Genomic DNA, 22,803 nt, shown 5'->3' on the forward strand with positions numbered 1-22,803 from the left:
ATTTTATGTCTGGGGAAAGAAAGCGCGGTTTTCTGCGCTTGGACAATGACGAGCAAATTCAAAAGCCAGAGCGCTGGGGAATGCCGGACTATACGCCGGAAACTCATAAGCAGGCGAAAGAAACTGCGATGAATTATGACCCAAGCTGGATGCCCATTTCTTCTGAGCCTGAAGAAGAAGCGCCTAAAGAGCTGACAGCTGAAGACATCGAGCTTATTAAACAGCAAGCTTATGAAGAAGGTTTGCTTCAGGGGCAGGAAGCTGGCTTTAAGCAAGGCTACGATAAAGGCAAAGAACAAGGCCAGCAAGAAGGTCATCAAGAAGGGTTGGACGCGGGTAAAGCCGAAGGCATCGAAGCCGGGCAAAAATTCATTCAACAGCAAGTCCAAACATTGGTTGGACTTGCGAATCAGTTTGCTCAACCGCTTGAGTTAATGAATGCTCAGGTTGAAAAGCAATTAGTCGACATGGTACTGACTTTGGTTAAAGAGGTGGTTCATGTCGAAGTACAAACCAACCCTCAAGTTGTACTTGATACGATTAAGCAATCTGTTGAATCTCTGCCAGTATCTGGTCATTCGATTACCCTCAAACTTCATCCAGAAGATGTTGAAATCATTCGTTCTGCATATGGTGAAGAAGAACTGGAATTTCGTAACTGGACTCTGATGGCAGAGCCTGCACTGAATCGTGGAGATGTGCAGATCGAAGCGGGTGAGTCGAGTGTTAACTATCGCCTTGAAGACAGAGTACGTAATGTATTGCAGAGTTTTTGTGGGGTAAATCGCCACCAAGGTGGTGAGTAATGTTAGCACTGGCTGAACGCCTATCTCAGTACCAAACTCAAGGGTTAACTTGTCGCCCTGTTGCTTCAGGCAAACTCGTTCGGGTTGTTGGGTTAACCCTTGAAGCTACCGGATGTCGCGCTCCCATTGGCAGTCTCTGCAAAGTCGAAACCATGCACGGAGAAATGGAAGCAGAGGTCGTCGGCTTTTCAGGTGACAACCTTTACTTAATGCCGAGCGAGCAAATCACTGGTGTATTACCTGGTGCTAAAGTAACGCCTTTGACGAGTGACGCCGGCTTACCTGTTGGTATGGAACTTCTTGGACGAGTGATCGATGGTGTTGGTAATCCGTTAGATGGCCAAGGGCCTTTGTATACAGAGAAAAGAGCAGCTTTCAACGCCGATCCTATTAATCCTCTTGCGCGTAAACCCATTTCTGAGCCTCTCGATGTTGGTATCAAAGCCATTAACGGACTTCTGACGGTAGGCAAGGGTCAGCGTATTGGCCTGTTCGCTGGTTCTGGTGTGGGTAAGTCGGTTACCTTAGGTATGATGACTCGAGGAACGACGGCCCAAGTCGTTGTTGTTGGTCTAATTGGTGAGCGTGGACGTGAAGTAAAAGAATTCATTGAAGAAATTCTTGGGGTAGACGGACGTCAACGTTCGGTTGTCGTGGCTGCGCCGGCTGACTCTTCTCCACTGATGCGACTTAAAGGTTGTCAGACTGCGTTGACGATTGCGGAATATTTCCGTGATCAAGGATTAGATGTACTACTGTTGATGGATTCTTTGACGCGATTTGCTCAGGCTCAGCGTGAAATTGCTTTATCTGTTGGTGAGCCGCCAGCGACCAAAGGATATCCCCCCTCGGTATTTGCCAAGCTGCCAGCCTTGGTGGAGCGAGCGGGTAATGGCAGCCAAGAACAAGGCTCTATTACGGCATTTTTTACTGTGTTGACGGAAGGCGACGATCTTCAAGATCCGATTGCTGATGCATCGCGAGCGATCTTAGATGGTCATATAGTATTGTCTCGTGAAATGGCGGATGCTGGCCATTATCCCGCGATCGATGTCGAGAAATCAGTCAGCCGTGTCATGCCACAAATTACCTCCGAAGAGCAGATGTTGATGTCCAAAGCGGTACGTCAGGTGTTGTCTGTTTGCCGTAAAAATCAGGATCTGGTATCGATTGGTGCGTATAAACCGGGATCTGATCCAGCCATTGACAGTGCGTTTACTTTAAAACCACGACTGGATGGGTATTTACAGCAGGCGATGAAAGAGACCGTTCCATTCGACATGTGTGTCAATATGTTACGCAATCTTCTACAGGGAGATTCGTAATTTATGGATAATGCGTTGGATTTTTTGTTAAGCCAGGCTCAGGAACGAGAGAACCAAGCGGTACTTGCGCTCAATCAGGCACGAGTAGAATTGGATGGTTATTATCAGCAACTGGAGCAGATAGAAAACTATCGTCTTGATTACTGTAATCAACTGGTCGAAAGAGGCAAGCAAGGGCTGACAGCTAGCCAATACTCTCACCTGAACCGCTTCCTCACGACATTAGATGAAACCTTAGCTAAGCAGAAGCAGGCGGAGGAGCATTTCAAATCACAAGTTGACAGTTGTGAGCAAAATTGGCTCGAATGTCGCAAACAACGCCGCTCTTACGAGTGGTTGATTGAGAAAAAGCAGACCGAGAAAGAACGCTTACAGAATATTCGTGAACAAAAACAAATGGATGAGTTCTCAACCCTCCAATATTCTCGTCGTACACTGAACTAGCATCACATTAATGAGCTCTTTACCTTTCTGATTGGCGCACTTCTTGCAGTTTTCCTCGTTGAATAACGTGTTGCCGCTACTTACTGTTTGAATTATTGGCCGTGACTGTCCTCTCAATTATGCGTGAGTGATCTATTTATGAATGTGAATTTAACTCCGGTTTCCGATGCCTCTAAAGGGGCAACATCGTCACCTCAATCTGTGGAAGCTAGTGAGGACGCAAAGCAGTCTGAGGGCTTTTTCTCCAAGTTGGCGTCACTTATCAAGGGTGAATCTGGCGAAGAAAAAGCTTCTGATATGGAGTCAAAAAAAATTGCTCAACTCGTTGAAGGCAAGGATGGTATCAAAGCATCATTCGATAAAGAAGTTAGCGATAGTGACGACGTCAGCATAGAGGATGAGTCTCAACTAGGAGAGGTGGTAGCTTCTGATGCTAAAAGTGCTTCTACTGATGAGTTGCTCAAATCAGAAACAAACCAAGACACACTGGCCGACAAAGGAGACGCTGAGCTCTCTACTAAACAACAAGCCGCTCAACAACCTGAAGGAGACGCAGATAAAATTGTGTCTGAAAACGAAGAACTGCTGAGTCGTTTAAATGAAGCCAACAGAGCGCTTAAACCCCAAAACGGCAACGAGTTGCCACAATCATCAGAGTCTTCGGCTCAAGTAACCGGCCCTTTCCAACAAAAGCAAGAAAAATTAAACCAAGAGACACAGGTGGATTCTGTCACTCCATTCTTGTCAGCCCAATATCAGGATGAAGAGCTGACTGATGCCAATGTGTCAGCTGCTTCGAATAGTAATAAGATTGAGGTTGAACTGACTGATGAGCAGCAAGTCATGGTTCCAGAGAGTGTGAAACCATTTATTCAATCTGAAGCGCAACTGAAAGAAGATGTCGTGGCTGCGGACAATCACAGTAGTAGTGCAATGATTGCTAGCACTGGGGGTACAGCGGCAATGGCCCAGCCAAAAGGCGATAAAACTACACTGACCAATCCTGAAATTGAACAGCTAAAACATGAGCTGAAAATTCAAGGTTTGTCCGATAAAGAGATTGAGCTGGTTGTGGAGTCTGCAAAAGCAGAGGCGCATAGGCAAACGCTGATCCAGCGCAGAGTTGTTGAACCTGTAGAACCTAATGTTGAGAGGGGATTGCAATCTACACCGTTATCAATGTCATCGCTGAGTGAAGCTGACATTGCTACTGCCCCAGCCGTTGCAGGCCAAACCGTTGCACCTGCTACTGGTATACCTTGGGGCGCTTCTACGGCAGAAGTTGGAAAAGATGAGCTAACAATACAACAGGATGCTAGGCCTAAAGCTCAGTTAGCACAATCTGTGCAGCAGGCTTTACATAGTACTTCAACTACCTCTAATGCAGCCCAAAATAATCTACAAGTTGCCTCGCAGGCAGCAGCTATACCGCTGACAAATGATCTTGCTGCTAGTCAATTTCAGCAAGTTGCCGCTACGCCAGTTGCCAGTGAACAGGCTATGCTCAAAGCGGTAATGGGAACAAAAGCGGCAGGGTCTTTAGGTAAGCTCGTTGGGAGCGAGGGCAAACAAAGTGCTGACCAAGGAAATGAAACAGGCTTTGCTCAGCAGTTGTCTCAAGCCGCAGGCCAGCAAGGCTTAACAGCGCAGCATCAAATGCGAGCAGATCAAGCGGCTGCTCAGGCTCCTATGCAGTTAAACCGAGAAATGGCAGGCGATCAAGTGGCTGAAAGAGTCCAAATGATGATGTCGAAGAATCTGAAAAATATCGACATTCGTCTTGATCCACCAGAATTAGGTCGGCTCCAGATCCGTATGAGTATGACTGGAGAGGGAGCGACGGTGCACTTTACGGTGGCAAATCAACAGGCGCGGGATGTCATCGAGCATTCCATGCCTCGTTTACGTGAGATGCTAGCCCAGCAGGGCGTTCAATTGGGGGACTCTTCTGTTCAGCAGCAATCTTCGGGACAGCAACAAAATCGCTATGCGGCTGGAAATAGTGCTGGAAACGGTCAAGGTAACGGCAACCAGACCTTTGCAGGCGAAGAAAACCTTGAACCAGACGTCAATCTTGATTTGAATGTCACAACAAAGCGTGATGGAATCAGTTATTACGCTTAAACTATAGAAAAGTAAGAAAATAGAGAAAGTTAAATATGGCAGACGAAGGAATAGAAGCAGAAGCACCCAAAGGCAAAAGCAAGCTGTTAATTATCATCATCGCTGTTGTAGTTCTACTCGTTGGCGGCGGTGGAGCTGCTTTTTTCCTGATGGGATCGGATGAATCCGAAGAAGCAGCGCAAACTGCCCAACAAGAAGTGGTGGTATCAACAGAGCCTGTTTCTTACGTCAATATTGCTCAACCATTTTTATTTAATGTCACGGGTGATAAAAAAGATCGGCTTGTGCAAATTAAAGTACAGCTGATGGTGCGTGGTACAGAAAATGAAAACTTAGCCCGTTACCACTCGCCATTGGTGGAAAGCTCATTACTCGGTACTTTCGCTTCAGCGACCGTCGACCAGCTGCGTAGTGTCAACGGACGGGTGGAATTGAGAGATAAAGCCACAGAAGATATTAAAGCGAGCTTGACTCGTGCGGTAGGGCAACCCGTGATTGAACGAGTGTTGTTTACTGATTTTGTAATACAGTAGGTGAAGAGTGACCGATCTATTAAGCCAAGACGAGATTGATGCGCTGCTCCACGGTGTCGACGATGTCGATGAGGGAGAAGACGACGGTGGTGGCGCAGCGGCGGACCCCAGCGCAGTAGAGTTTGATTTCTCTTCGCAAGACCGTATCGTTCGTGGTCGAATGCCAACGCTAGAGTTGATCAACGAACGTTTTGCGCGTCACCTGCGGATCAGCTTATTCAACATGCTGAGAAAAACCGCCGAAGTGTCGATAAATGGCGTACAAATGATGAAATTCGGTGAATATCAAAATACTTTGTATGTGCCGACTAGTTTGAACATGGTACGCTTTAGACCGCTAAAAGGTACTGCACTTATTACCATGGAAGCCCGCTTAGTTTTTATTTTGGTAGAAAACTTTTTTGGTGGTGATGGGCGTTTTCATGCTCGAATTGAAGGGCGTGAGTTTACGCCAACTGAACGTCGGATTGTACAACTTCTGCTCAAGATTGTGTTTGAAGATTATAAAGAGGCTTGGTCTCCAGTAATGGGCGTCGAGTTTGAATATCTCGATTCTGAAGTGAACCCAAGCATGGCAAATATTGTCAGCCCGACGGAAGTGATTGTCGTCAGCTCTTTCCATATAGAAGTTGATGGCGGCGGTGGTGATTTCCATGTGGTGATGCCCTACTCTATGGTGGAGCCGATCCGCGAACTGCTTGATGCCGGTGTTCAGTCAGATAAGATGGAAACGGATGTTCGTTGGAGCACCGCACTTCGCGAGGAGATAATGGATGTTCCGGTTAACTTCCGCGTGAATCTACTGGAACAGGATATTTCACTAAGAGATTTGATGGAGCTGCAACCCGGTGACATCATTCCTATCACTATGCCTGAAAATGCCACTATGTTTGTTGAAGAACTACCAACATTCCGCGTCAAAATGGGACGCTCTGGTGAACAACTTGCGGTTCAGGTTTCAGAGGAAATTAAGCGCCCGGATGTGGTCAAGACCGACATCGCTTTCTTGGGCAAAGATGTCATTTCTGAATTAGAAGAAGATGACGGTGAAATTGAAGATTAATATAGAGTAAATAGGTAACAGGTATGGAACCGAGCGACGATCAAAAACTGGCGGATGAATGGGCTGCTGCACTAGGTGAAGACCCTGATGCGCCAGAGGTAGATGTAGATGAAGTTATGGCCGCTCAACTTGATGAGTTACAAGATACTGGGTCGCCTATTTCAGAAGACGAACGCCGCAAACTCGATACGATTCTGGATATTCCAGTGACGATTTCTATGGAAGTAGGCCGTTCACAAATCAGTATTCGTAATTTGCTCCAACTTAACCAAGGTTCTGTCGTTGAACTTGAGCGTTTAGCCGGGGAGTCGTTGGATGTGCTGGTTAATGGTACTTTGATAGCTCACGGTGAGGTGGTGGTAGTCAATGATAAGTTTGGTATTCGTTTGACTGACGTTATCAGCCAGACTGAGCGGATTAAGAAGCTAAGGTAAATTATGAGAAAACAGATAAAAGGAGTGTCTCTGTGTCTTCTTACGCTCCTCTCTCCGTCTGTTTGGGCTGAAACTGCATCAGGTAATCAGCTAGATTGGGCGACCACGTTTGGGTCGCTTTTGTTCGTCGTTGCATTCATCCTTTTTTTGGCTTGGTTACTGAAACGTATGCGAGTGCCAGCGATGATTAACCAAGGAGGCCTGAATATCGTGCGTCAGATACCAGTCGGTACTCGTGAACGAATCATGATTGTACAGGCGGGTGAAGAGCAATTTTTAGTGGGAGTGACCGCACAGTCGGTACAACTGATTTCCAAGTTGGATACCCCTTTGACTCAGGAGGAGCTGAATAAATCTGCATTGGCGTCCAGTCCTTTTGCGACCCAATTGACTCAGCTATTGAAAAAGAAAGAATGATAAACACTAGTCGATTAGCGTTATTGATACTGACTCTATGCCTGAGCGTTTTTTCGGCGACTTCGTTCGCTGAGGAAAGTATTGCAACCCCTATTCCTGACAATGCGGCACCGTCACAATCGGTCACTGTTTCCGCCATGGAAAAAGAGCAGGGCGCTACACGGACCATTTCAACTGGCAGTTTTACAGGGGGTGGTGGTGGCATTCCTGCGTTCACCATGACGACTAACCCTGATGGTAGCGAAGACTATTCGATTAACTTACAGATATTAGCGTTAATGACCATGTTGGGTTTCTTGCCTGCCATGGTCATTTTGATGACTTCATTCACTCGTATTGTTGTGGTGATGTCGATTCTTCGTCAGGCGATGGGTTTGCAACAAACGCCATCTAATCAGGTCATTATAGGTATCGCGATTTTCTTGACCTTCTTCATCATGTCTCCGGTGTTGAACAAGATTAATGAAGACTCTATCCAGCCATACATCAATGAACAGATCACCGCACGTGAAGCTTTTGATCGCGCCCAAGTGCCAATGAAAGACTTTATGCTCAAGCAAACTCGAGTTAAGGACCTTGAAACCTTTGTTAATATTTCTGGTTCAGATGCAACAGCGCCCGAAGATGTTTCAATGGCCATATTGATCCCAGCATTTATTACCTCTGAATTGAAAACGGCTTTCCAGATTGGATTTATGCTCTTCCTTCCGTTTCTGATTATTGATTTAGTGGTGGCCTCAGTTTTGATGGCGATGGGTATGATGATGCTCTCCCCAATGATCGTTTCTTTACCCTTCAAACTCATGCTGTTTGTCCTTGTTGATGGCTGGAACCTTATTCTGTCTACTCTAGCTGGCAGCTTTGCCTTGTAGTGGGAGGAAAATATGACGCCTGAAGTATTCGTCGAGCTGTTCAAAGATGCGCTGTGGATGGTTCTGATTATGGTTTGCGCCATTATCATCCCCAGCTTACTTATTGGTCTGGTTGTCGCGATCTTTCAGGCTGCAACGTCGATTAACGAACAGACGTTGAGCTTCTTACCCCGTCTAGTGGTGACTTTGTTGGCGTTGATGTTGTTCGCGCATTGGATGACACAAATGATGATGGAGTACTTTTTCTCGATTGTTGAGCGCCTGCCTCAGGTTCTCTACTAGGGCGGTTTCACGTGGAATACCCAACGAGCCTGATACTCGACTGGATAGCCAACTACTTCTGGCCTTATACCCGAATCGCTGCCATGTTGATGGTGATGTCGGTGACAGGGGCGCGTTTTGTTTCTACTCGTGTCAGACTCTATCTTGGTTTGGCAATTACGCTTGCTGTAATGCCTGTTATCCCTGCTGTGCCAGACACCATAGAGTTGCTCTCTGGGCAAGGCTTCATGACGCTCTTGGAGCAGATCATCATTGGTGTCGCGATGGGAACCATTACTCAGTTCATGATTCAGACCTTTGTGATTCTTGGCCAAATTCTTGGTATGCAAGCGAGTTTGGGTTTTGCATCAATGGTTGACCCTGCCAATGGTCAGAATACGCCGTTACTTGGCCAGCTTTTTATGTTCTTAGCCACGATGTTTTTCCTCGCTACCGATGGTCACTTGAAAATGATTATGCTGGTGGTAATGAGTTTTCAGTCACTACCTATTGGTAGTGGATCACTGAACACCGTCGATTTTAGGGAATTGGCACTTTGGCTAGGGATCATGTTTAAAGTTGCACTGAGTATGTCCTTGTCTGGGATTATCGCATTGTTAACGATCAATTTATCGTTTGGCGTTATGACCCGTGCGGCACCACAGCTGAACATCTTCTCTCTGGGTTTTGCGTTTGCTTTGATCGTCGGCTTATTACTCTGTTGGTATATTATCGCCGGGCTATTCAGTCACTATGAGCTATTCTGGTTGCAAGGGGAGCAGCAAGTGTGCCGCTTCATACGCTTAAATTGTTAGGGGGCTGAATTGGCAGAATCAGACGGTCAAGAACGCACCGAAGACGCTACGCCCAGGCGATTGCAGCAGGCTCGTGAAAAAGGGCAGGTTGCAAGGTCTAAAGAGTTAGCGTCAGTATCTGTGCTTGTCATTGGGGCCATTGCCTTGATGTGGTTTGGTGATGCACTTGCACGTGGGTTGTATACACTTATGGGGCGTTTGTTTGATCTGTCGCGTGAAGAGATTTTTGACTTGCCAAAGTTGTTTGATATTGCTCTTGGTTCGCTAGTCAGCTTGCTTGGCCCCTTGTTGTTGATTCTTACTGTTCTGTTCATTGCTGCTTTAATTGGTGCCGCAGGAGTTGGTGGCATTAGTTTCTCAGTTGAAGCCGCGATGCCAAAGTGGTCAAAAATGAACCCACTCAGTGGCCTAAAGCGAATGGTGGGCTTGCAAAGTTGGGTTGAGTTACTTAAATCAATTCTGAAAGTAACTTTGGTTTCTGGTGTCGCATTTTATCTGATCGATGCAGCGCAGAAAGATCTGTTCCAGTTGAGTATGGATGTCTATCCGCAGAACATTTTCCACGCATTAGATATCTTGCTTAACTTTGTACTATTGATCAGTTGTTCATTGCTGATTGTCGTCGCGATTGATATCCCTTTCCAGATCTGGCAGCACGCGGATCAGTTAAAGATGACCAAGCAGGAAGTCAAAGATGAGTACAAGGAGACGGAAGGTAAGCCTGAAGTCAAAGGCCGTATTCGGATGTTGCAGCGTGAAGCCGCCCAACGCCGAATGATGTCAGAAGTTCCCCAAGCTGATGTGATTGTCACCAACCCGGAGCACTTCTCTGTGGCTCTTCGCTATAAGCAAGATACTGATAAAGCGCCGATTGTAGTCGCAAAAGGCGTCGACCATATGGCGCTAAAAATACGCGAAATTGCTCGTGAACACGACATCTATGTGATTCCAGCTCCTCCGCTCGCACGAGCCCTTTATCACTCGACTGAGTTAGAGCAAGAGATCCCCGATGGGCTATTTACGGCTGTGGCGCAAGTGCTAGCCTATGTGTTCCAGCTTAAACAGTATCGTAAGCGTGGTGGTCAACGTCCGCACTTTAAAGCTTCGGATCTACCGATTCCATCAGACTTAAGGCAATAGAAGACTGGCTTATATTTGTGTTAGCGACTCTATTTCTCTGGTATCGACAGTAGTACCAGCAAAGCGCCGTCACCGCCGAATTCTAATGGCGCTTGGTGAAATGCCATGACATCCGGGTGCTGCGCCAACCAAAGCGGCGTTTTTTGCTTGAGAATATGCTTGCCAATACCGTGTTGAACACACGCACATGAAATCTCATTTTTGATGCAGTAAGCAATCATCGCGCCGAGTTCGCGCTTGGCTTCATTTTGCGTCATGCCGTGCATATCTAAAAACACATCCGGGACGTACACGCCACGGCGAAGGCGTTTCACTTCATATTGAGATACGTCATCGCGGGCATAGCGAGTCGGTCCGTCTTCACTGAGAAGCGGCACGAATTCGTCAGAAAAATAGAACTCTGTATCGCTGGCTTCACGCGCGCTACGTTTGATTTCTTTTTGCTTAGTATTTTTTTTTGGCTGCTGGACTATGGTATCCTGTCGCAACTTTTTTACGCCTTGTACTGCATCCCTGAAAAGGGCGAAATCATCATCAACTTCGGTGTCTTTTTTGCTCATTGGGTCATAGATACATAAATAAATGCTATTGGCAGTATTGTAGCGCTTTTCGGAGGCAATTTTGGATAAGATTTTTGTAGAAGAAGCGGTATCAGAATTACACACGCTTCAGGATATGATTCGTTGGACTGTGAGTCGTTTCAACGCCGCAAACCTATTTTATGGTCACGGCACTGATAACGCATGGGATGAAGCCGTTCAGCTGATCCTGCCAACGTTGTACTTGCCAATTGACGTGCCTCCGCATGTATTAAATTCTCGATTAACGAGCAGCGAGCGCTTGCGCATTGTTGAGCGCGTTGTGAAACGAATTAATGAGCGTACTCCAACCGCGTACCTGACCAACCGTGCTTGGTTCTGTGGCTTAGAGTTTTTTGTCGATGAACGGGTTCTAGTTCCCCGTTCTCCAATTGGAGAGCTGATCCAGGCAGAGTTTCAACCTTGGCTCATTGAAGAGCCAACACGCATTATGGATCTGTGTACCGGTAGTGGCTGTATCGCGATCGCCTGTGCACATGCTTTCCCGGATGCAGAAGTTGATGCCATTGATATCTCGACAGATGCACTGCAGGTTGCCGAACAGAATGTTCAAGACCATGGTATGGAGCAGCAGGTATTCCCGATTCGCTCGGATCTGTTTCGTGATCTGCCAAAAGAGAAGTACAACCTGATCGTGTCTAACCCTCCGTATGTGGATCAAGAAGACATGAACAGTCTGCCTGATGAGTTTACGCATGAGCCTGAACTTGGCCTTGCTGCGGGTACGGACGGCCTGAAATTGGTGCGTCGTATTCTGGCGAATGCGCCAGATTACTTGACTGATAGCGGTATTCTCATCTGTGAGGTGGGGAACTCTATGGTTCATATGATGGAGCAATATCCGCATATCCCTTTCACCTGGCTTGAGTTTGAAAATGGCGGCCATGGTGTATTCATGCTAACGCGTGAACAGATGCTGCAGCATGCGGAAGAATTCTCAATCTATAAAGACTGAGTATCATTCAGTTCGCTTGATGTGATAAAACGCCGGACAGCCTTGTCCGGCGTTTTTTATTGGCAAAGAAAAGCAAAATAGATCGCCATTAGGGCTTTACATCAAATCGCAATAACGCCACTATGAATTTACCAACAATTGTAATGTACAGCTTTGTTTACAGGGCTGAAGGAATTTGAGGAAGTAATGGCAGGAAACAGTATCGGACAGCATTTCCGAGTAACGACATTCGGAGAAAGTCACGGTATCGCACTAGGATGTATCGTCGACGGGTGCCCTCCAGGGCTAGAAGTAACTGAAGCAGACATTCAGATGGATCTCGATCGTCGTCGACCGGGGACTTCTCGTTATACCACTCAACGTCGCGAACCAGATGAAGTGAAGATTCTGTCTGGCGTATTCGAAGGTAAAACCACGGGTACTTCGATTGGTCTGTTGATTGAAAACACAGACCAACGCTCAAAAGATTATTCGGAAATTAAAGACAAGTTCCGTCCAGGTCACGCTGATTATACCTACCACCAGAAATATGGTGTGCGTGATTATCGTGGTGGAGGCCGCTCTTCAGCACGTGAAACCGCTATGCGTGTCGCTGCCGGTGCTATTGCTAAAAAATACCTGAAGCAAGAGTTTGGTATCGAGATCCGCGCTTATCTGTCTCAAATGGGTGATGTATCAATTGAGAAAGTGGATTGGGATGAGATTGAAAATAACGCGTTTTTCTGCCCAGACGTCGACAAAGTTGACGCGTTAGATCAGCTGATTCGCGATCTTAAAAAGCAAGGCGACTCGATTGGCGCCAAGCTCCAGGTTGTCGCAACGAATGTACCTGTCGGTTTAGGTGAACCTGTGTTTGATCGTTTGGATGCTGATATTGCCCACGCGCTGATGAGCATCAACGCGGTCAAAGGTGTTGAAATCGGCGATGGATTCGATGTTGTTAGCCAAAAGGGCAGCGAGCACCGTGATACTTTGTCTCCAGACGGTTTCGGTAGTAACCATGCTGGTGGCATTTTAGGTGGTATCTCGACTGGTCAGGATATTGTTGCGAACATTGCACTAAAGCCGACGTCTAGTATCACCGTTCCGGGTGAAACCATCACCAGAGAAGGTGAGCCTACTCAGCTCATCACTAAGGGCCGTCATGACCCATGTGTTGGTATTCGCGCAGTGCCTATTGCAGAAGCTATGTTGGCCATTGTAGTGATGGACCACTTACTTCGACATCGTGGTCAGAATCAAGGTGTGACGACTGAGACACCTCAGATTTAGTGAATAGAAACGGCTTCCACAGGGAAGCCGTTTTTCATTTAGGCCTGCAGTTTTGTAGAAATCCAGTTGTTGATATTGCTCTTCATCACTTCCATCGGTTGCTGTCCGTAGCGTAGCAGTTGGTCGTGGAATTCAGCGTATTCAAACTTATCTCCTAGCTCTTGTTGAGCCTTTTCAAGCAATTCTCGGATAACCAGATAACCGGATTTGTAGGAAACCGCCTGACCGACATAGGCTGCGTAACGGAAGCTTTCTGATTCTATGTCACCTTCGCCGAGCGCAGAATTGGCGTGCATATAATCGCGTGCTTGCTCAATACTCCAGCCGTTGGCGTGAATGCCTGTATCGACCGCCAAGCGCATATTCCTCAGTTGTGCTTCGTTTAGACTGCCAAAGTACTGTAGCGCATTACATTCCTGCTCATCCGTATAGATACCGCCTTGGAACTGGTCATAGTCAGTGGTAGGGGTGCACATGCCTTTACCGTTAATAAACGTCGGCCGATTCTGTGCGTCAAGCTCTCCGTAGATGCCCATTTCGATACCAAGCCATTCGGTATAGAGCGCCCAGCCTTCACCATAAGCGGTGTACCAAATATCCTGCATATAATCGGGAAGATTGGTAGGTGGGTACTCCTGCGCGTACGCGTTTTGGAAATGATGACCAGGCGCGGCTTCATGTAACAACAAGGTCGAGACATTCCATTTTTGCAGGCTGTAGTCTGGATTGGTGTTGAGGGTGAACACATTGTCATCGTAGGAAGCGACACCATCATACATCTCTCTTTCAGCAGGCGTTGGCTCGATGGTGTAGTTAGTTTTGATAGGTTTAAAATAGCTGGCAACGACATCGTTGGCATTGTCTTTAAACACATAGTAGTCCGTCAGCGCGTTTTCGCAGGCGGAAGGAGAGGATGCGCTAATACAGCTCGCTGCGTATTGCTTGGTAGTTGTTGGCTGACCATCTCGGCCATAAAAGAATTGCTCGCTGTTGAGGTATTGAAAAAACTCGCCGAGATTGATCTGGCCTGAGTCCGTGGCGAGTTCAAACGTCCGAGGTGAAACGTCACCTGTTGCTGGGTCTCGATACGCCGCTTCCACGATGGAGCCGCGCTTCGCAACCACCACTTTTGCCACGCGAATCATCTCCGCTTTAGCTTCTGCGACCAGTTGTTCACCCATATGATGTAACTCGGTGGCTGACTTTCCGGTAGTACTGTTTCGGTCTAGGTGCCACTGATACCAGCTCTGTCCATTGGGTAAATCACCCCAGCCAATATTCTTGTCAGTGAGTTGGCCTTCACCGCGAGCGCTTTTAACGTACTGATTGTGTAGATATGCTAACAGCTCTTGGGTTGCCCGTTGTGCTTTCTCAACTTCCTGCGTGTATTGATTGATAAAAGTTGGCGTATACCCTGACTGAGTTTTTAAGTCGTTTAATCCTACTTTGAGCACGGCAAAATTATTGTAGCTAATCGTGTCCACGCTGTTTTGATATAGGCGCTCAGCAAGAATGGCCGGTAGTTGAATACCTTGCTGTGTCGCTTGCTGGTATTGGCTGCGTAAGCCCCTGACCCAAGAGGTGTACTCTTTGAGCAGGGTGAGTTGTTCTTGATACGTTTGTTCATTGTCAGAATCATCAATCGCAGTGCCCGCTTCTTCGGCATTCCACTGTATGTAGTTGTAAAAATGCGTGACTGGGACATCGAAGTTGCCAAAACGCGTATTGGGGAAGCTTGCACCGCGAATCGCAATGGTACGGTCAAAGCGGAAAGTATCGTAATACACCTTTTCTTCATCGGTTAACGCGTTTCTTTCTATCTCAAGAAGCTTTTCGAGATAGGTACGATCTAAAGACTGACGTGCGGCAACCATCTGATCATTGACGATACCAAAGTGAGTGTTATCCAGAGATTGTGATTCATGTTGGTAGCTGTCGAGTAGTGTAGTCAGCTGGATGGAAGCATGATTTGTTTTTGGCGCGGAACTACAACCTGCCAAGATGACGGCTAGCGTTATTGCCGATAGGGTAATACGTTGTTTGTTTCTCATCTTCAGACCTTTCAGCTTCTTTTAAGTGACGACAAGGAAAAGAATGGAGAGAGTTTAACGATAGTGAAATCAGACTCTTCCTTGCGGGCGACCAGAGTAAAATAAGTCGTCTGCTGTGTTTGTGCAAAAGGTCACAGGACAAATTAACGGATAATTAACCCGCTATGCACTCATCATTGAAAGTTGCATCAATATGTTAGCGATTGGTGAGTAAGTGTGTCGTCCTGAAGAGGCGTTATTAAACCCATGAAGAGATTTGCAGAATACTTGAATGTACTTTCATCGCACAATCGCGCTTCGATGGAAGGTTTTGGTGTTAAATCCAAGCGGGCTCACAAATGATCCTTAGCGGTAAATATTCGGTCGAATATTATTGATAGTTGAGCGACCGCTAGAGAATAAAACGCCCCGAGAACGGGGCGTTGTGAATTAGTGGAGAGAACCTTCAGTCTCAAGGTGGAATGAAGGCAGACGCCATTTAAAGCGAACCGCAGCCATGCGCAGCATGTAGCCAACGACTAGAGTTGAGATGGTCGCGGTGACATCATTAATACCAAACTCCAGTAACGCTAGGTAAAGGCCTGAAGCAATCAGGGCGACAGACGCGTATAACTCTTCGTGCAATACAAGCGGTGTTTGACGACAGATTAAGTCACGTAATAGCCCACCAAAAACGCCTGTTACTAGTGCCGCTACCATACAGATCATGACATGATGGCCCATTGCTAACGCCACCTTAGTACCGATTATGCTAAACACAATCAGGCCCAGCGCATCGAGGCGAATGAACAACCCTTTAAACTTGATGATCCATTTGGCTAATCCCGTGGTTAGCACGCCCGCAATACAGGTGATCGCGAGAAATTGTGGATTCTCTACCCAGCCGAGCGGGTAGTGGCCGAGAAGGATGTCGCGCACTGTTCCACCGCCAATCGCTGTTGCACTTGCAACGAGCATAACCCCAAACCAATCCATTTTTCTTCGACCTGCACTGAGTGCGCCGGTCATGGCTTCAGCCGTGATGCCAATGATATATAAAATGCTCAATAACATTGTTTTGCCCTACGTGACTAGCGGATTGGAAATTTACCATTCTGTAACCAATAAAAGGCAGTTTAGTGGGAAATGTGATCTATGACGAATGAGATTTTATGAATGTGAAGGGGGTTTTCGCATAATTATTTCTAATGTCAGTAGTTGGTGTAGGGATTTGCAATTGGGATCAAAAATGCGAGAATGCCGAGCGCTGTAATTTAAACCATGATTTTATTCCCATGAGCCACAAATATCAGGACCTGATCAACATTTTTAACGCCACTTTTCTAAGTGAATATAATACGCGTTTGGAGTTAGGGGGCGACGAGCCTATTTACCTGCCAGCTGATGACAGCCAGCCTAATCACCGGATTATTTTTGCTCGTGGCTTCTATGCGTCAGCACTTCACGAAATCGCGCATTGGTGTGTCGCAGGACCAGAGCGTCGCTTATTAGAGGATTTCGGCTATTGGTACCAACCGGATGGGCGCACTGAAGCGGTTCAGGCTGAATTTGAGAAGGTTGAAATTCGGCCTCAGGCGTATGAGTGGATCCTCTCTCTTAGCGCAGGTTTTCCGTTTACAGTGAGTTGCGACAACTTAAACGGAGACTTTGAACCTGATCGGTTGGCCTTTATGCACAAGGTTCATACGGAAGTCGGCAAGATATTTGAGCAGGGCATGCCACTGCGTGTTCGTATGCTTTCAGATGCATTAAGGTCATTTTATCAGCAGCCTGCTCTGGATTATTCCATGTTTGAAGTCATGTAAAACCAGCCGCAGTATGCGACTGGTTTGCTTTTCGTTACTGAATGAGCCAAATCGTTTCGGCTTGATTGTTGTGATTGAGCGTATAGACCAATGGTGCAGTGTTGGGCTCCATGACGGAAACTACCGCTATCAATGATGCGCAGTGATTAGGTACCCGTAGTTGATAACTGCCCGTCCCGGATTGCAACGCTGCTTTCAGTAGGCATTTGTCATAGTCAACAGACTCCACGCTCCCCCCGGCATTATCACAAACGGAGATGTAAACCTGCGAAGCTGAAAGGTGAGGTAGGCTGACATCTATGTCGACCTGATACACCGAAGTGAGATTGTTGGTATAATCGATACGCACATCGGCCAAAGTGTTGGAATCTTCATTGGTTGATGCGGCAGCAGCCGAAGAACCCGTTGATGAGCCAGAAGATCCTGCTTCACCACCTCCGCCACCACAGCCATAGAGAGAAACAAGTAGTACCATTGCAAATAAGTGCGTTAGTTTGATATTCCACATAATCGTCTCTCCCTTAGTCGATATAAATTTTGCCATCTACAGAAGTTTCGTACCAGGTCGGTTCAGTTTGACCTGTGGCGTCTTCGGCATAATCGTCAAAGTTGGTATAAGCCTCTAAAATATTGACCTGTTCGTACGGATGTTGCCAAGTAGTAGGGATTTCTATAGCCCAAGGTAGCCCTTTGTCGTCGTGGTAGTGGGTATTACCACTTGATGCATCGACGCCGTAAGACTTGTATCGTGTATCAAACTTACTGGTCGGGGATTGGTTTTTGAGGTGGATTTCTAAACCTCGTCCTGGGAAGCCGCCTGTCAACTGATAACCGATATCACCGTAATAATGACCTGGAGCCGCAAATATGAATGGGTCGTACGGGAATGCTGGCATGGTAGATGTGTTGACTGCATTTTCAAACGAGAAGGTTAGGCTCCAACTTGGACGATAACTTGTGCCGCAGTTTTCTTGAGTTCGGAACATAGTGCACTCTTCGGCCTCACCTGATTCAGTAATGTCCCATAAGTCTTCGTGAATGATGAATACGGCATCAACTGTGTCTGTTTCTAGCACGGTCGCAGTTTGCAGCGCGTTATTCACGTAAAGTTGGATGGAATCTGATTTTATGTCTTCTCTTGCCACATTAGGTAATCGAATTGCGAAACCTGAGTGGTAGTTACCACCGAGAGCGGCGACCTTGCCTTCCATTTTCATACGAATGACTTGGCCATTGAGCTGGTACTCTGTGTACTTAACGTTCATCAGTACATCGTTCATGTCATAGTCTCCGCTTCTCGGATACTGATCTTCATAGGCGAAAGAAGTGTATCCGCCACCGCTGGGGTAGAGTTCGGTTACCACTCCGCTTTCTGTAATGTCGACCAGATAATCTTCCACCTCACCAGCGGGAACACCTCCGCTTGGACCAATGCCCGATGTGTTGGAAATTCTGAATCGGGCCCAAGTCTCTCCAGTGACAGCCCAAGTTGGAACAGTGAAGAAGATGTCGCCAGTACTATCGCTCATTGATTGGTCGCTGATGATGATTTCGTTAGACTCAAACTCACCATCTCGGTCAAAATCAATCCAAGCATTGAGTACTGAACTGCCAGATGTCCCCGCAGCTGTTGCGATGATTTTACTGGTTTGTCCGACCTGGATTGGAACAGGGAATTGGATACCGTCATCATCGTCCGAACCATCTGAAGTATCATCGCTAAGCGGATATGGGCTGCCGTCGGTCTCTCCATCGATAACAGAGCCTAATTTAAGATCTGACATACCATGACGTGCACCAGAGGAGGCGAAAGTCGTTTTGTAACTGTCTGGTGCGTCGCCGAAATCGGTGTATTCACTGGGCTCGACTGGAGCGAGAGCACAGCGAGCACCATCATTGGAGTTACTGGAAGGGCCATAAGCAAAAAATTCTGCGCTGGAGTTGTTTCCATTGATGGTTACTTTGAAGACATACCCATTACTGTTGTTGCTGGCGTAGAAGTTACCATCAACATCAAAATAGACCGCGCCAAAAGTAAAGCGATATCCGAGTGCATTTTTATCTAACAATTGGTTCAGTCGGATGGAAGTACCAGCGTTGACATCAATCTCCCACAGATAACCATTTGAATCGATGGAATACGCTAGGCTGTTGTCAGGGTGAAAGGCTAAATCGTATATAGCAGGATTGCCGAATCGGCTAGGCGGTGATGAAAGCTCCATGACAAGGGTATCTAAGTCAATTCTGTAGAGTCCATAGCTTGGTCGATATCCGTACCAAGCGTTTTCATCAAGCGATACGTCACCCACATAGATAGAAGTTGGTGCACCAGAAGGCTTGCTGACATTGAGTAAGGTTTTTGTAAAGGTGGAATCAATTCGGGATAGAGAAGCCGTACCGTAGTCCCAGCCGTAAATGAAATCGTCATGTTTGCTGTAACCTACACCATTTAGCTTTGCAGTATCTAGATTGGAATCCAAGGTTACATAGCTACCAACGTCGATGTTGACACCATAGGCAACTGGCGTGCCTGTTGGATTCTGAATTAAAAATGCCTGAGTGGGACACGAGGTGAATGGTGTCTCTGCAAAAGTGAACGATGCGTGAAACAAGGTACTGACCATCACTGATATCTTTAAAGCCGTGTGTTTTCTTTCCATGGGTCTTTCCTCGCTGAACTTCGTTGAATAGTTGAGGAATTGCACAGCGCGTGCCATGCTGTCAGCCCTTGATATAACTAGGGTTTGCGTTAATTTTCTCAATGTGAGAAGCTCTGCACTCTTTTTGAGAATCAAACTGACCTGGGCAATAGAGCATTATGATTATTGAATTTGAAGAAAAGCTGCTAGAAATTATTGATGCGCGTATTGAAAACGCATCTGATGATGAATTGTTTGCTGGTGGTTACCTACGTGGGCATATTTCTCTATCAGCTGCTTCATGTGAAGAAGAAGGCGTCAACGATTTAGAAGAACTTAAACGACGCATTCAAAGTAGTTTGGATGACGCTCGCTCAGAACTCACGCCTGCTGACCGCACTATTGTCAATGACCTATGGGTTGAGCTAGTGAACAACGCCTAACCAGAGTCACACTAAATTATCTTAAATAAGAGGTTGTTCGAGTTTTTCGAACAACCTCTTAAATTATTTATGGTTGTTGCTTTTCTGTTCAGTGATATTCTTCTAAGCACATATAGAGAAACGAACGGGAAATCAGATTATGAAGATTGTCGCTTTTGGAGCTTCAACCAGCTCTACGTCTATCAACAAAACGTTAGCCACTTATGCTGCTCATCTAGTTGAAGGAGCAGAGGTGACTATTTTGGATCTTAACAGCTACGATGTTCCGCTGTTTAGTGAAGATAAAGAAAAGCAAATCGGTCAGGCTGAGGGGGCGAAAGTGTTTTTGGCAGACATTGCTCAGGCTGATGCGTTGGTTATTTCTTTTGCCGAGCACAATGGCTCTTATCCTGCTGCCTACAAAAACCTGTTTGATTGGGCGACACGCATTGAGCGTAATGTATTTGCCAATAAACCAGCCATTTACCTTTCAACATCACCAGGCCCTGGCGGTGCATCTAATGTATTAGCTGCTGCAACAGGTTCTGCTCCATACTTTGGCGCTGAAGTGAAAGCCTCCTTATCTATTCCAAGCTTTTACGACAATTTTGATTTGGAGTCCGGCGTATTTAAAAATCTGGAAGTGGCTGAGCAAGTCAAAGCTGCTGTATCAATGCTACCTTGATGTTAAGAAAGAGAGCTTAAAGAGAATGACTCGGCAAGCTCTCTTTGTCACTTTAGAGTTCAGTGATGGCTTTGCCTTTTCTCAATTTCCTTACCCACATACGGCTTGGGTGAAGCGCTTCTAAAACATCCACTGGTAACGGCAATGGGTCACCACATATCTGCGAAGCTAAGGTTTCTGCCAAAAGAGGCGCTGAGCTTAAACCGCGAGAACCCAACCCAAGCATGCAAAACAGGTTAGGGTAGGACGGCACTTTTTCTGCGTCTTGCTGTTTGGTGGTTTGTAGATTGCGGTAAACCTGCTTGGTTTTGTCTAAATCCCCGACGGCGCCGATGAATGGCAAGTGGTCACGGCTTACACAGCGAATCCCTTGACGTGATTGGTTGCCTGATGTGTCTACTTGGTGAGGCCAGCTTTGTGCTGGGATGCACTTACGTAGTTTCTCCGCGTTGTCTTGCTGCGCGATAGGATCAAACTCACGATCCAGATTCTCTCTGTCGTAGCTTGCGCCAATACAGTGGAACCCATTATTCGGGTTGACTGGCGTCATATAACCGTCGTAGCAAAGCACGGTTTTGAGCTGGTTGAGCTCGCTGTTGGTTGGAATATGGCTTACCTGACCTTTTACTTGTCCAAGCGGGACGTCTTTCGTCGGCGGCAGCTCGTTGAATTGATGACCATTGGCTATTACCACAGTATCGTGAGTGAAGTTTTTCTCACCGCTGCATAATGTCCAGTTAGCGTGTGCTTCATCCCAGCGCATATCATCTATTTTGGTTTGATAATGTACTTCAAACACTGGGTTTTGGGAGAGTCTGCCAATCAATCCCTGAGTGAACTGGGCTGGACACAGCCATCCGCCAAGTGGGTAATGTATGCTGTTCATATCAACCGGTAAGCCAAGTATTTGATTGGTTTGCTCACTGTTTAGCTGGCGGATAAGTCCACTATCAAAATTGCCAGTCAACATACGTTCCAATTTAGCTTGTGACTTTTCATCCCACATAAGTTGAGTCACGCCACACCAATCATGATCAAACTTAATCGATTGGGCTGCTTGTACAATAAATTGACGAGCGAACAAAAAAGCCGGAGCAAAGACGCGGGACACACCTGTATGAGAACCATTCAGCAATGGGTAGATTGCGCCCTGGCGATTACCGGAAGCACCTTGTGCAGCCTCTGAATCCTGACAATATAGCGTGACTTTTATCCCTCGACGAATGAGCGTTTTTGCTAGCGTGGCACTGGCAATGCCGCCGCCAATAATCGCTACGGACTGAGTCGAGCTACTGCTATCTCGATGGAACCAAGGCTTATGGTTAGTGTGAGGCTTTCGCTGGGCTAGGTGCCCAGCGATCATGTCCCGTTTGGTGCCAAAGCCTTTAACTTTCTTCATTTCGAAACCGGCTTCAATCAAGCCCCGTCTCACGAAACCAGCAGCAGTGAAAGTGGCACAGGTACAATCTTGTTTAGCAAGTTTTGCCATACCGTTGAACAGCTCTTGGTTCCACATTTCAGGATTCTTGCTAGGGGCAAAACCATCAAGAAACCATGCATCAATCAAACCTTGTTCGCCAACAGGGACGTTAGGCATGCAATCTTTTATATCACCGAACCATAGATCTAGGGTTATCGCACCGTTTTCTAAGACAATTCGGTGGCACTCTGGCACGGCAATTGGATAATATTGCTGTAATTTTCTTGCGTATTCAGCAAGTTCTGGCCAAGCTTGGTGAGCTTTTATCAGGTCACCTTTACTTAGAGGGTACTTTTCAAAACTCACAAAATGCAGCTCTTTTAGTGGCGCATCCGGGTTTTGACGCCTAAATTCTTCAAACCATTGCCAAACTGCGAGGAAATTCAGACCAGTACCAAAACCTGTTTCTCCGATGACAAAACGACGTTGGTCATAATCCTGCCATCTTTGTGGCAGATGATTTTGATGAAGAAAAACGTAGCGGGTCTCTTCGAGCCCGTTTACGTTGGAAAAATAAACGTCATCAAACTGGTCTGATACTGGGGTTCCGGCGTCGTTCCAGCCCAGCTGAGCATTGGTAATTGAGGTCATAATGTCTGAATTTTTGTGATGAAGACGATAAAGTTGTGGCGATTGTACGGTTTTCCGGGAAAGCTGACCA

General features: G+C 46.6%; 23 protein-coding genes. 17 read left to right on the forward strand and 6 right to left on the reverse strand.

Going from position 1 to position 22,803, the window contains the following annotated elements; all coding sequences use genetic code 11:
- Positions 1-5 precede the first annotated feature (5 nt).
- From fliH to flhB, 12 genes are all read left to right on the forward strand, one after another.
- The gene (fliH, locus tag OH455_RS16035) at positions 6-806 is read left to right on the forward strand and encodes a flagellar assembly protein FliH (protein ID WP_269982062.1); all 801 of its coding nucleotides are present in this window, start codon (positions 6-8) and stop codon (positions 804-806) included.
- A complete protein-coding gene (fliI, locus tag OH455_RS16040; RefSeq protein ID WP_206368396.1) occupies positions 806-2,131 on the forward strand; it encodes a flagellar protein export ATPase FliI in 1,326 nt (441 codons plus the stop codon). The genes fliH and fliI overlap by 1 nt, the downstream gene beginning before the upstream one ends.
- A gap of 3 nt (positions 2,132-2,134) precedes the next feature.
- Complete coding sequence (gene fliJ, locus OH455_RS16045; protein WP_045974763.1) at positions 2,135-2,575, forward strand: flagellar export protein FliJ; 441 nt, start codon at positions 2,135-2,137, stop codon at positions 2,573-2,575.
- Positions 2,576-2,713: 138 nt separating this feature from the next.
- A complete protein-coding gene (locus OH455_RS16050) occupies positions 2,714-4,699 on the forward strand; it encodes a flagellar hook-length control protein FliK (RefSeq protein ID WP_269982063.1) in 1,986 nt (661 codons plus the stop codon).
- A 35-nt stretch (positions 4,700-4,734) separates the two neighbouring features.
- On the forward strand, positions 4,735-5,232 hold the full coding sequence (gene fliL / locus OH455_RS16055) for a flagellar basal body-associated protein FliL (RefSeq protein ID WP_206368398.1): 498 nt from the start codon (positions 4,735-4,737) through the stop codon (positions 5,230-5,232).
- 7 nt (positions 5,233-5,239) lie between these two features.
- Positions 5,240-6,295 (forward strand): flagellar motor switch protein FliM, encoded by a 1,056-nt coding sequence (fliM, locus tag OH455_RS16060; RefSeq protein ID WP_045974766.1) that lies wholly within the window; start codon positions 5,240-5,242, stop codon positions 6,293-6,295.
- A gap of 23 nt (positions 6,296-6,318) precedes the next feature.
- A complete protein-coding gene (gene fliN / locus OH455_RS16065; protein ID WP_006959499.1) occupies positions 6,319-6,729 on the forward strand; it encodes a flagellar motor switch protein FliN in 411 nt (136 codons plus the stop codon).
- 3 nt (positions 6,730-6,732) lie between these two features.
- Positions 6,733-7,146, forward strand: a complete 414-nt coding sequence (gene fliO / locus OH455_RS16070) for a flagellar biosynthetic protein FliO (RefSeq protein WP_206368399.1) — start codon at positions 6,733-6,735, stop codon at positions 7,144-7,146.
- Complete coding sequence (gene fliP / locus OH455_RS16075) at positions 7,143-8,018, forward strand: flagellar type III secretion system pore protein FliP (RefSeq protein WP_269982064.1); 876 nt, start codon at positions 7,143-7,145, stop codon at positions 8,016-8,018. Before fliO ends, fliP begins: the two co-directional genes overlap by 4 nt.
- 12 nt (positions 8,019-8,030) lie before the next feature.
- Positions 8,031-8,300, forward strand: a complete 270-nt coding sequence (gene fliQ, locus OH455_RS16080; protein ID WP_045974769.1) for a flagellar biosynthesis protein FliQ — start codon at positions 8,031-8,033, stop codon at positions 8,298-8,300.
- Positions 8,301-8,311: 11 nt separating this feature from the next.
- Positions 8,312-9,094: a flagellar biosynthetic protein FliR gene (fliR, locus tag OH455_RS16085; protein ID WP_269982065.1), complete on the forward strand. Its 783-nt coding sequence runs from the start codon at positions 8,312-8,314 to the stop codon at positions 9,092-9,094.
- Positions 9,095-9,103: 9 nt separating this feature from the next.
- Entirely contained in the window at positions 9,104-10,234 is a 1,131-nt protein-coding gene (gene flhB / locus OH455_RS16090; RefSeq protein WP_045974771.1) for a flagellar biosynthesis protein FlhB, read from the forward strand.
- A 29-nt stretch (positions 10,235-10,263) separates the two neighbouring features.
- Here the strand turns inward: flhB and smrB are convergent, their stop codons facing one another.
- The gene (smrB, locus tag OH455_RS16095) at positions 10,264-10,794 is read right to left on the reverse strand and encodes an endonuclease SmrB (protein ID WP_269982066.1); all 531 of its coding nucleotides are present in this window, start codon (positions 10,792-10,794) and stop codon (positions 10,264-10,266) included.
- A 61-nt stretch (positions 10,795-10,855) separates the two neighbouring features.
- Here smrB and prmB point away from each other — a divergent pair, with 61 nt between their 5' ends.
- Entirely contained in the window at positions 10,856-11,788 is a 933-nt protein-coding gene (prmB, locus tag OH455_RS16100; protein ID WP_269982067.1) for a 50S ribosomal protein L3 N(5)-glutamine methyltransferase, read from the forward strand.
- A 186-nt stretch (positions 11,789-11,974) separates the two neighbouring features.
- Entirely contained in the window at positions 11,975-13,060 is a 1,086-nt protein-coding gene (gene aroC / locus OH455_RS16105) for a chorismate synthase (RefSeq protein WP_269982068.1), read from the forward strand.
- 38 nt (positions 13,061-13,098) lie between these two features.
- Here aroC and OH455_RS16110 read toward each other — a convergent pair whose 3' ends face one another.
- A complete protein-coding gene (locus OH455_RS16110) occupies positions 13,099-15,111 on the reverse strand; it encodes a DUF885 domain-containing protein (RefSeq protein WP_269982069.1) in 2,013 nt (670 codons plus the stop codon).
- A 429-nt stretch (positions 15,112-15,540) separates the two neighbouring features.
- On the reverse strand, positions 15,541-16,164 hold the full coding sequence (locus OH455_RS16115; protein ID WP_206375758.1) for a trimeric intracellular cation channel family protein: 624 nt from the start codon (positions 16,162-16,164) through the stop codon (positions 15,541-15,543).
- Positions 16,165-16,385: 221 nt separating this feature from the next.
- Here OH455_RS16115 and OH455_RS16120 point away from each other — a divergent pair, with 221 nt between their 5' ends.
- Positions 16,386-16,916: an elongation factor P hydroxylase gene (locus OH455_RS16120; protein WP_269982070.1), complete on the forward strand. Its 531-nt coding sequence runs from the start codon at positions 16,386-16,388 to the stop codon at positions 16,914-16,916.
- A 34-nt stretch (positions 16,917-16,950) separates the two neighbouring features.
- On the opposite strand, the gene OH455_RS16125 is transcribed toward OH455_RS16120, so the two are convergent.
- Entirely contained in the window at positions 16,951-17,424 is a 474-nt protein-coding gene (locus OH455_RS16125) for a hypothetical protein (RefSeq protein ID WP_269982071.1), read from the reverse strand.
- A gap of 13 nt (positions 17,425-17,437) precedes the next feature.
- Positions 17,438-19,576: an LruC domain-containing protein gene (locus tag OH455_RS16130; protein WP_269982072.1), complete on the reverse strand. Its 2,139-nt coding sequence runs from the start codon at positions 19,574-19,576 to the stop codon at positions 17,438-17,440.
- A 158-nt stretch (positions 19,577-19,734) separates the two neighbouring features.
- Here OH455_RS16130 and OH455_RS16135 point away from each other — a divergent pair, with 158 nt between their 5' ends.
- Positions 19,735-19,998: a YfcL family protein gene (locus tag OH455_RS16135; protein WP_269982073.1), complete on the forward strand. Its 264-nt coding sequence runs from the start codon at positions 19,735-19,737 to the stop codon at positions 19,996-19,998.
- A 139-nt stretch (positions 19,999-20,137) separates the two neighbouring features.
- Positions 20,138-20,662, forward strand: coding sequence for an NADPH-dependent FMN reductase (locus tag OH455_RS16140; RefSeq protein WP_045974780.1), 525 nt, complete (start codon positions 20,138-20,140; stop codon positions 20,660-20,662).
- A gap of 52 nt (positions 20,663-20,714) precedes the next feature.
- Here the strand turns inward: OH455_RS16140 and mnmC are convergent, their stop codons facing one another.
- Positions 20,715-22,733, reverse strand: a complete 2,019-nt coding sequence (mnmC, locus tag OH455_RS16145) for a bifunctional tRNA (5-methylaminomethyl-2-thiouridine)(34)-methyltransferase MnmD/FAD-dependent 5-carboxymethylaminomethyl-2-thiouridine(34) oxidoreductase MnmC (protein ID WP_269982074.1) — start codon at positions 22,731-22,733, stop codon at positions 20,715-20,717.
- Between the last annotated feature and the right edge of the window lie 70 nt (positions 22,734-22,803).

This window comes from Vibrio sp. T11.5, assembly GCF_027587155.1.
Classification (GTDB): Bacteria; Pseudomonadota; Gammaproteobacteria; order Enterobacterales; family Vibrionaceae; genus Vibrio; species Vibrio neptunius.

Excerpts from the sequence above, each read along its gene's own strand:
- fliL (WP_206368398.1), top strand. The coding sequence starts at position 4,735 with ATGGCAGACGAAGGAATAGAAGCAGAAGCACCCAAAGGCAAAAGCAAG.
- mnmC (WP_269982074.1), bottom strand. The coding sequence starts at position 22,733 with ATGACCTCAATTACCAATGCTCAGCTGGGCTGGAACGACGCCGGAACC.
- OH455_RS16135 (WP_269982073.1), top strand. The coding sequence starts at position 19,735 with ATGATTATTGAATTTGAAGAAAAGCTGCTAGAAATTATTGATGCGCGT.
- aroC (WP_269982068.1), top strand. The coding sequence starts at position 11,975 with ATGGCAGGAAACAGTATCGGACAGCATTTCCGAGTAACGACATTCGGA.
- OH455_RS16120 (WP_269982070.1), top strand. The coding sequence starts at position 16,386 with ATGAGCCACAAATATCAGGACCTGATCAACATTTTTAACGCCACTTTT.
- fliH (WP_269982062.1), top strand. The coding sequence starts at position 6 with ATGTCTGGGGAAAGAAAGCGCGGTTTTCTGCGCTTGGACAATGACGAG.
- OH455_RS16115 (WP_206375758.1), bottom strand. The coding sequence starts at position 16,164 with ATGTTATTGAGCATTTTATATATCATTGGCATCACGGCTGAAGCCATG.
- fliO (WP_206368399.1), top strand. The coding sequence starts at position 6,733 with ATGAGAAAACAGATAAAAGGAGTGTCTCTGTGTCTTCTTACGCTCCTC.
- fliP (WP_269982064.1), top strand. The coding sequence starts at position 7,143 with ATGATAAACACTAGTCGATTAGCGTTATTGATACTGACTCTATGCCTG.
- OH455_RS16110 (WP_269982069.1), bottom strand. The coding sequence starts at position 15,111 with ATGAGAAACAAACAACGTATTACCCTATCGGCAATAACGCTAGCCGTC.
- fliI (WP_206368396.1), top strand. The coding sequence starts at position 806 with ATGTTAGCACTGGCTGAACGCCTATCTCAGTACCAAACTCAAGGGTTA.
- fliN (WP_006959499.1), top strand. The coding sequence starts at position 6,319 with ATGGAACCGAGCGACGATCAAAAACTGGCGGATGAATGGGCTGCTGCA.
- smrB (WP_269982066.1), bottom strand. The coding sequence starts at position 10,794 with ATGAGCAAAAAAGACACCGAAGTTGATGATGATTTCGCCCTTTTCAGG.
- fliQ (WP_045974769.1), top strand. The coding sequence starts at position 8,031 with ATGACGCCTGAAGTATTCGTCGAGCTGTTCAAAGATGCGCTGTGGATG.
- OH455_RS16050 (WP_269982063.1), top strand. The coding sequence starts at position 2,714 with ATGAATGTGAATTTAACTCCGGTTTCCGATGCCTCTAAAGGGGCAACA.
- OH455_RS16140 (WP_045974780.1), top strand. The coding sequence starts at position 20,138 with ATGAAGATTGTCGCTTTTGGAGCTTCAACCAGCTCTACGTCTATCAAC.
- OH455_RS16130 (WP_269982072.1), bottom strand. The coding sequence starts at position 19,576 with ATGGAAAGAAAACACACGGCTTTAAAGATATCAGTGATGGTCAGTACC.
- fliJ (WP_045974763.1), top strand. The coding sequence starts at position 2,135 with ATGGATAATGCGTTGGATTTTTTGTTAAGCCAGGCTCAGGAACGAGAG.
- OH455_RS16125 (WP_269982071.1), bottom strand. The coding sequence starts at position 17,424 with ATGTGGAATATCAAACTAACGCACTTATTTGCAATGGTACTACTTGTT.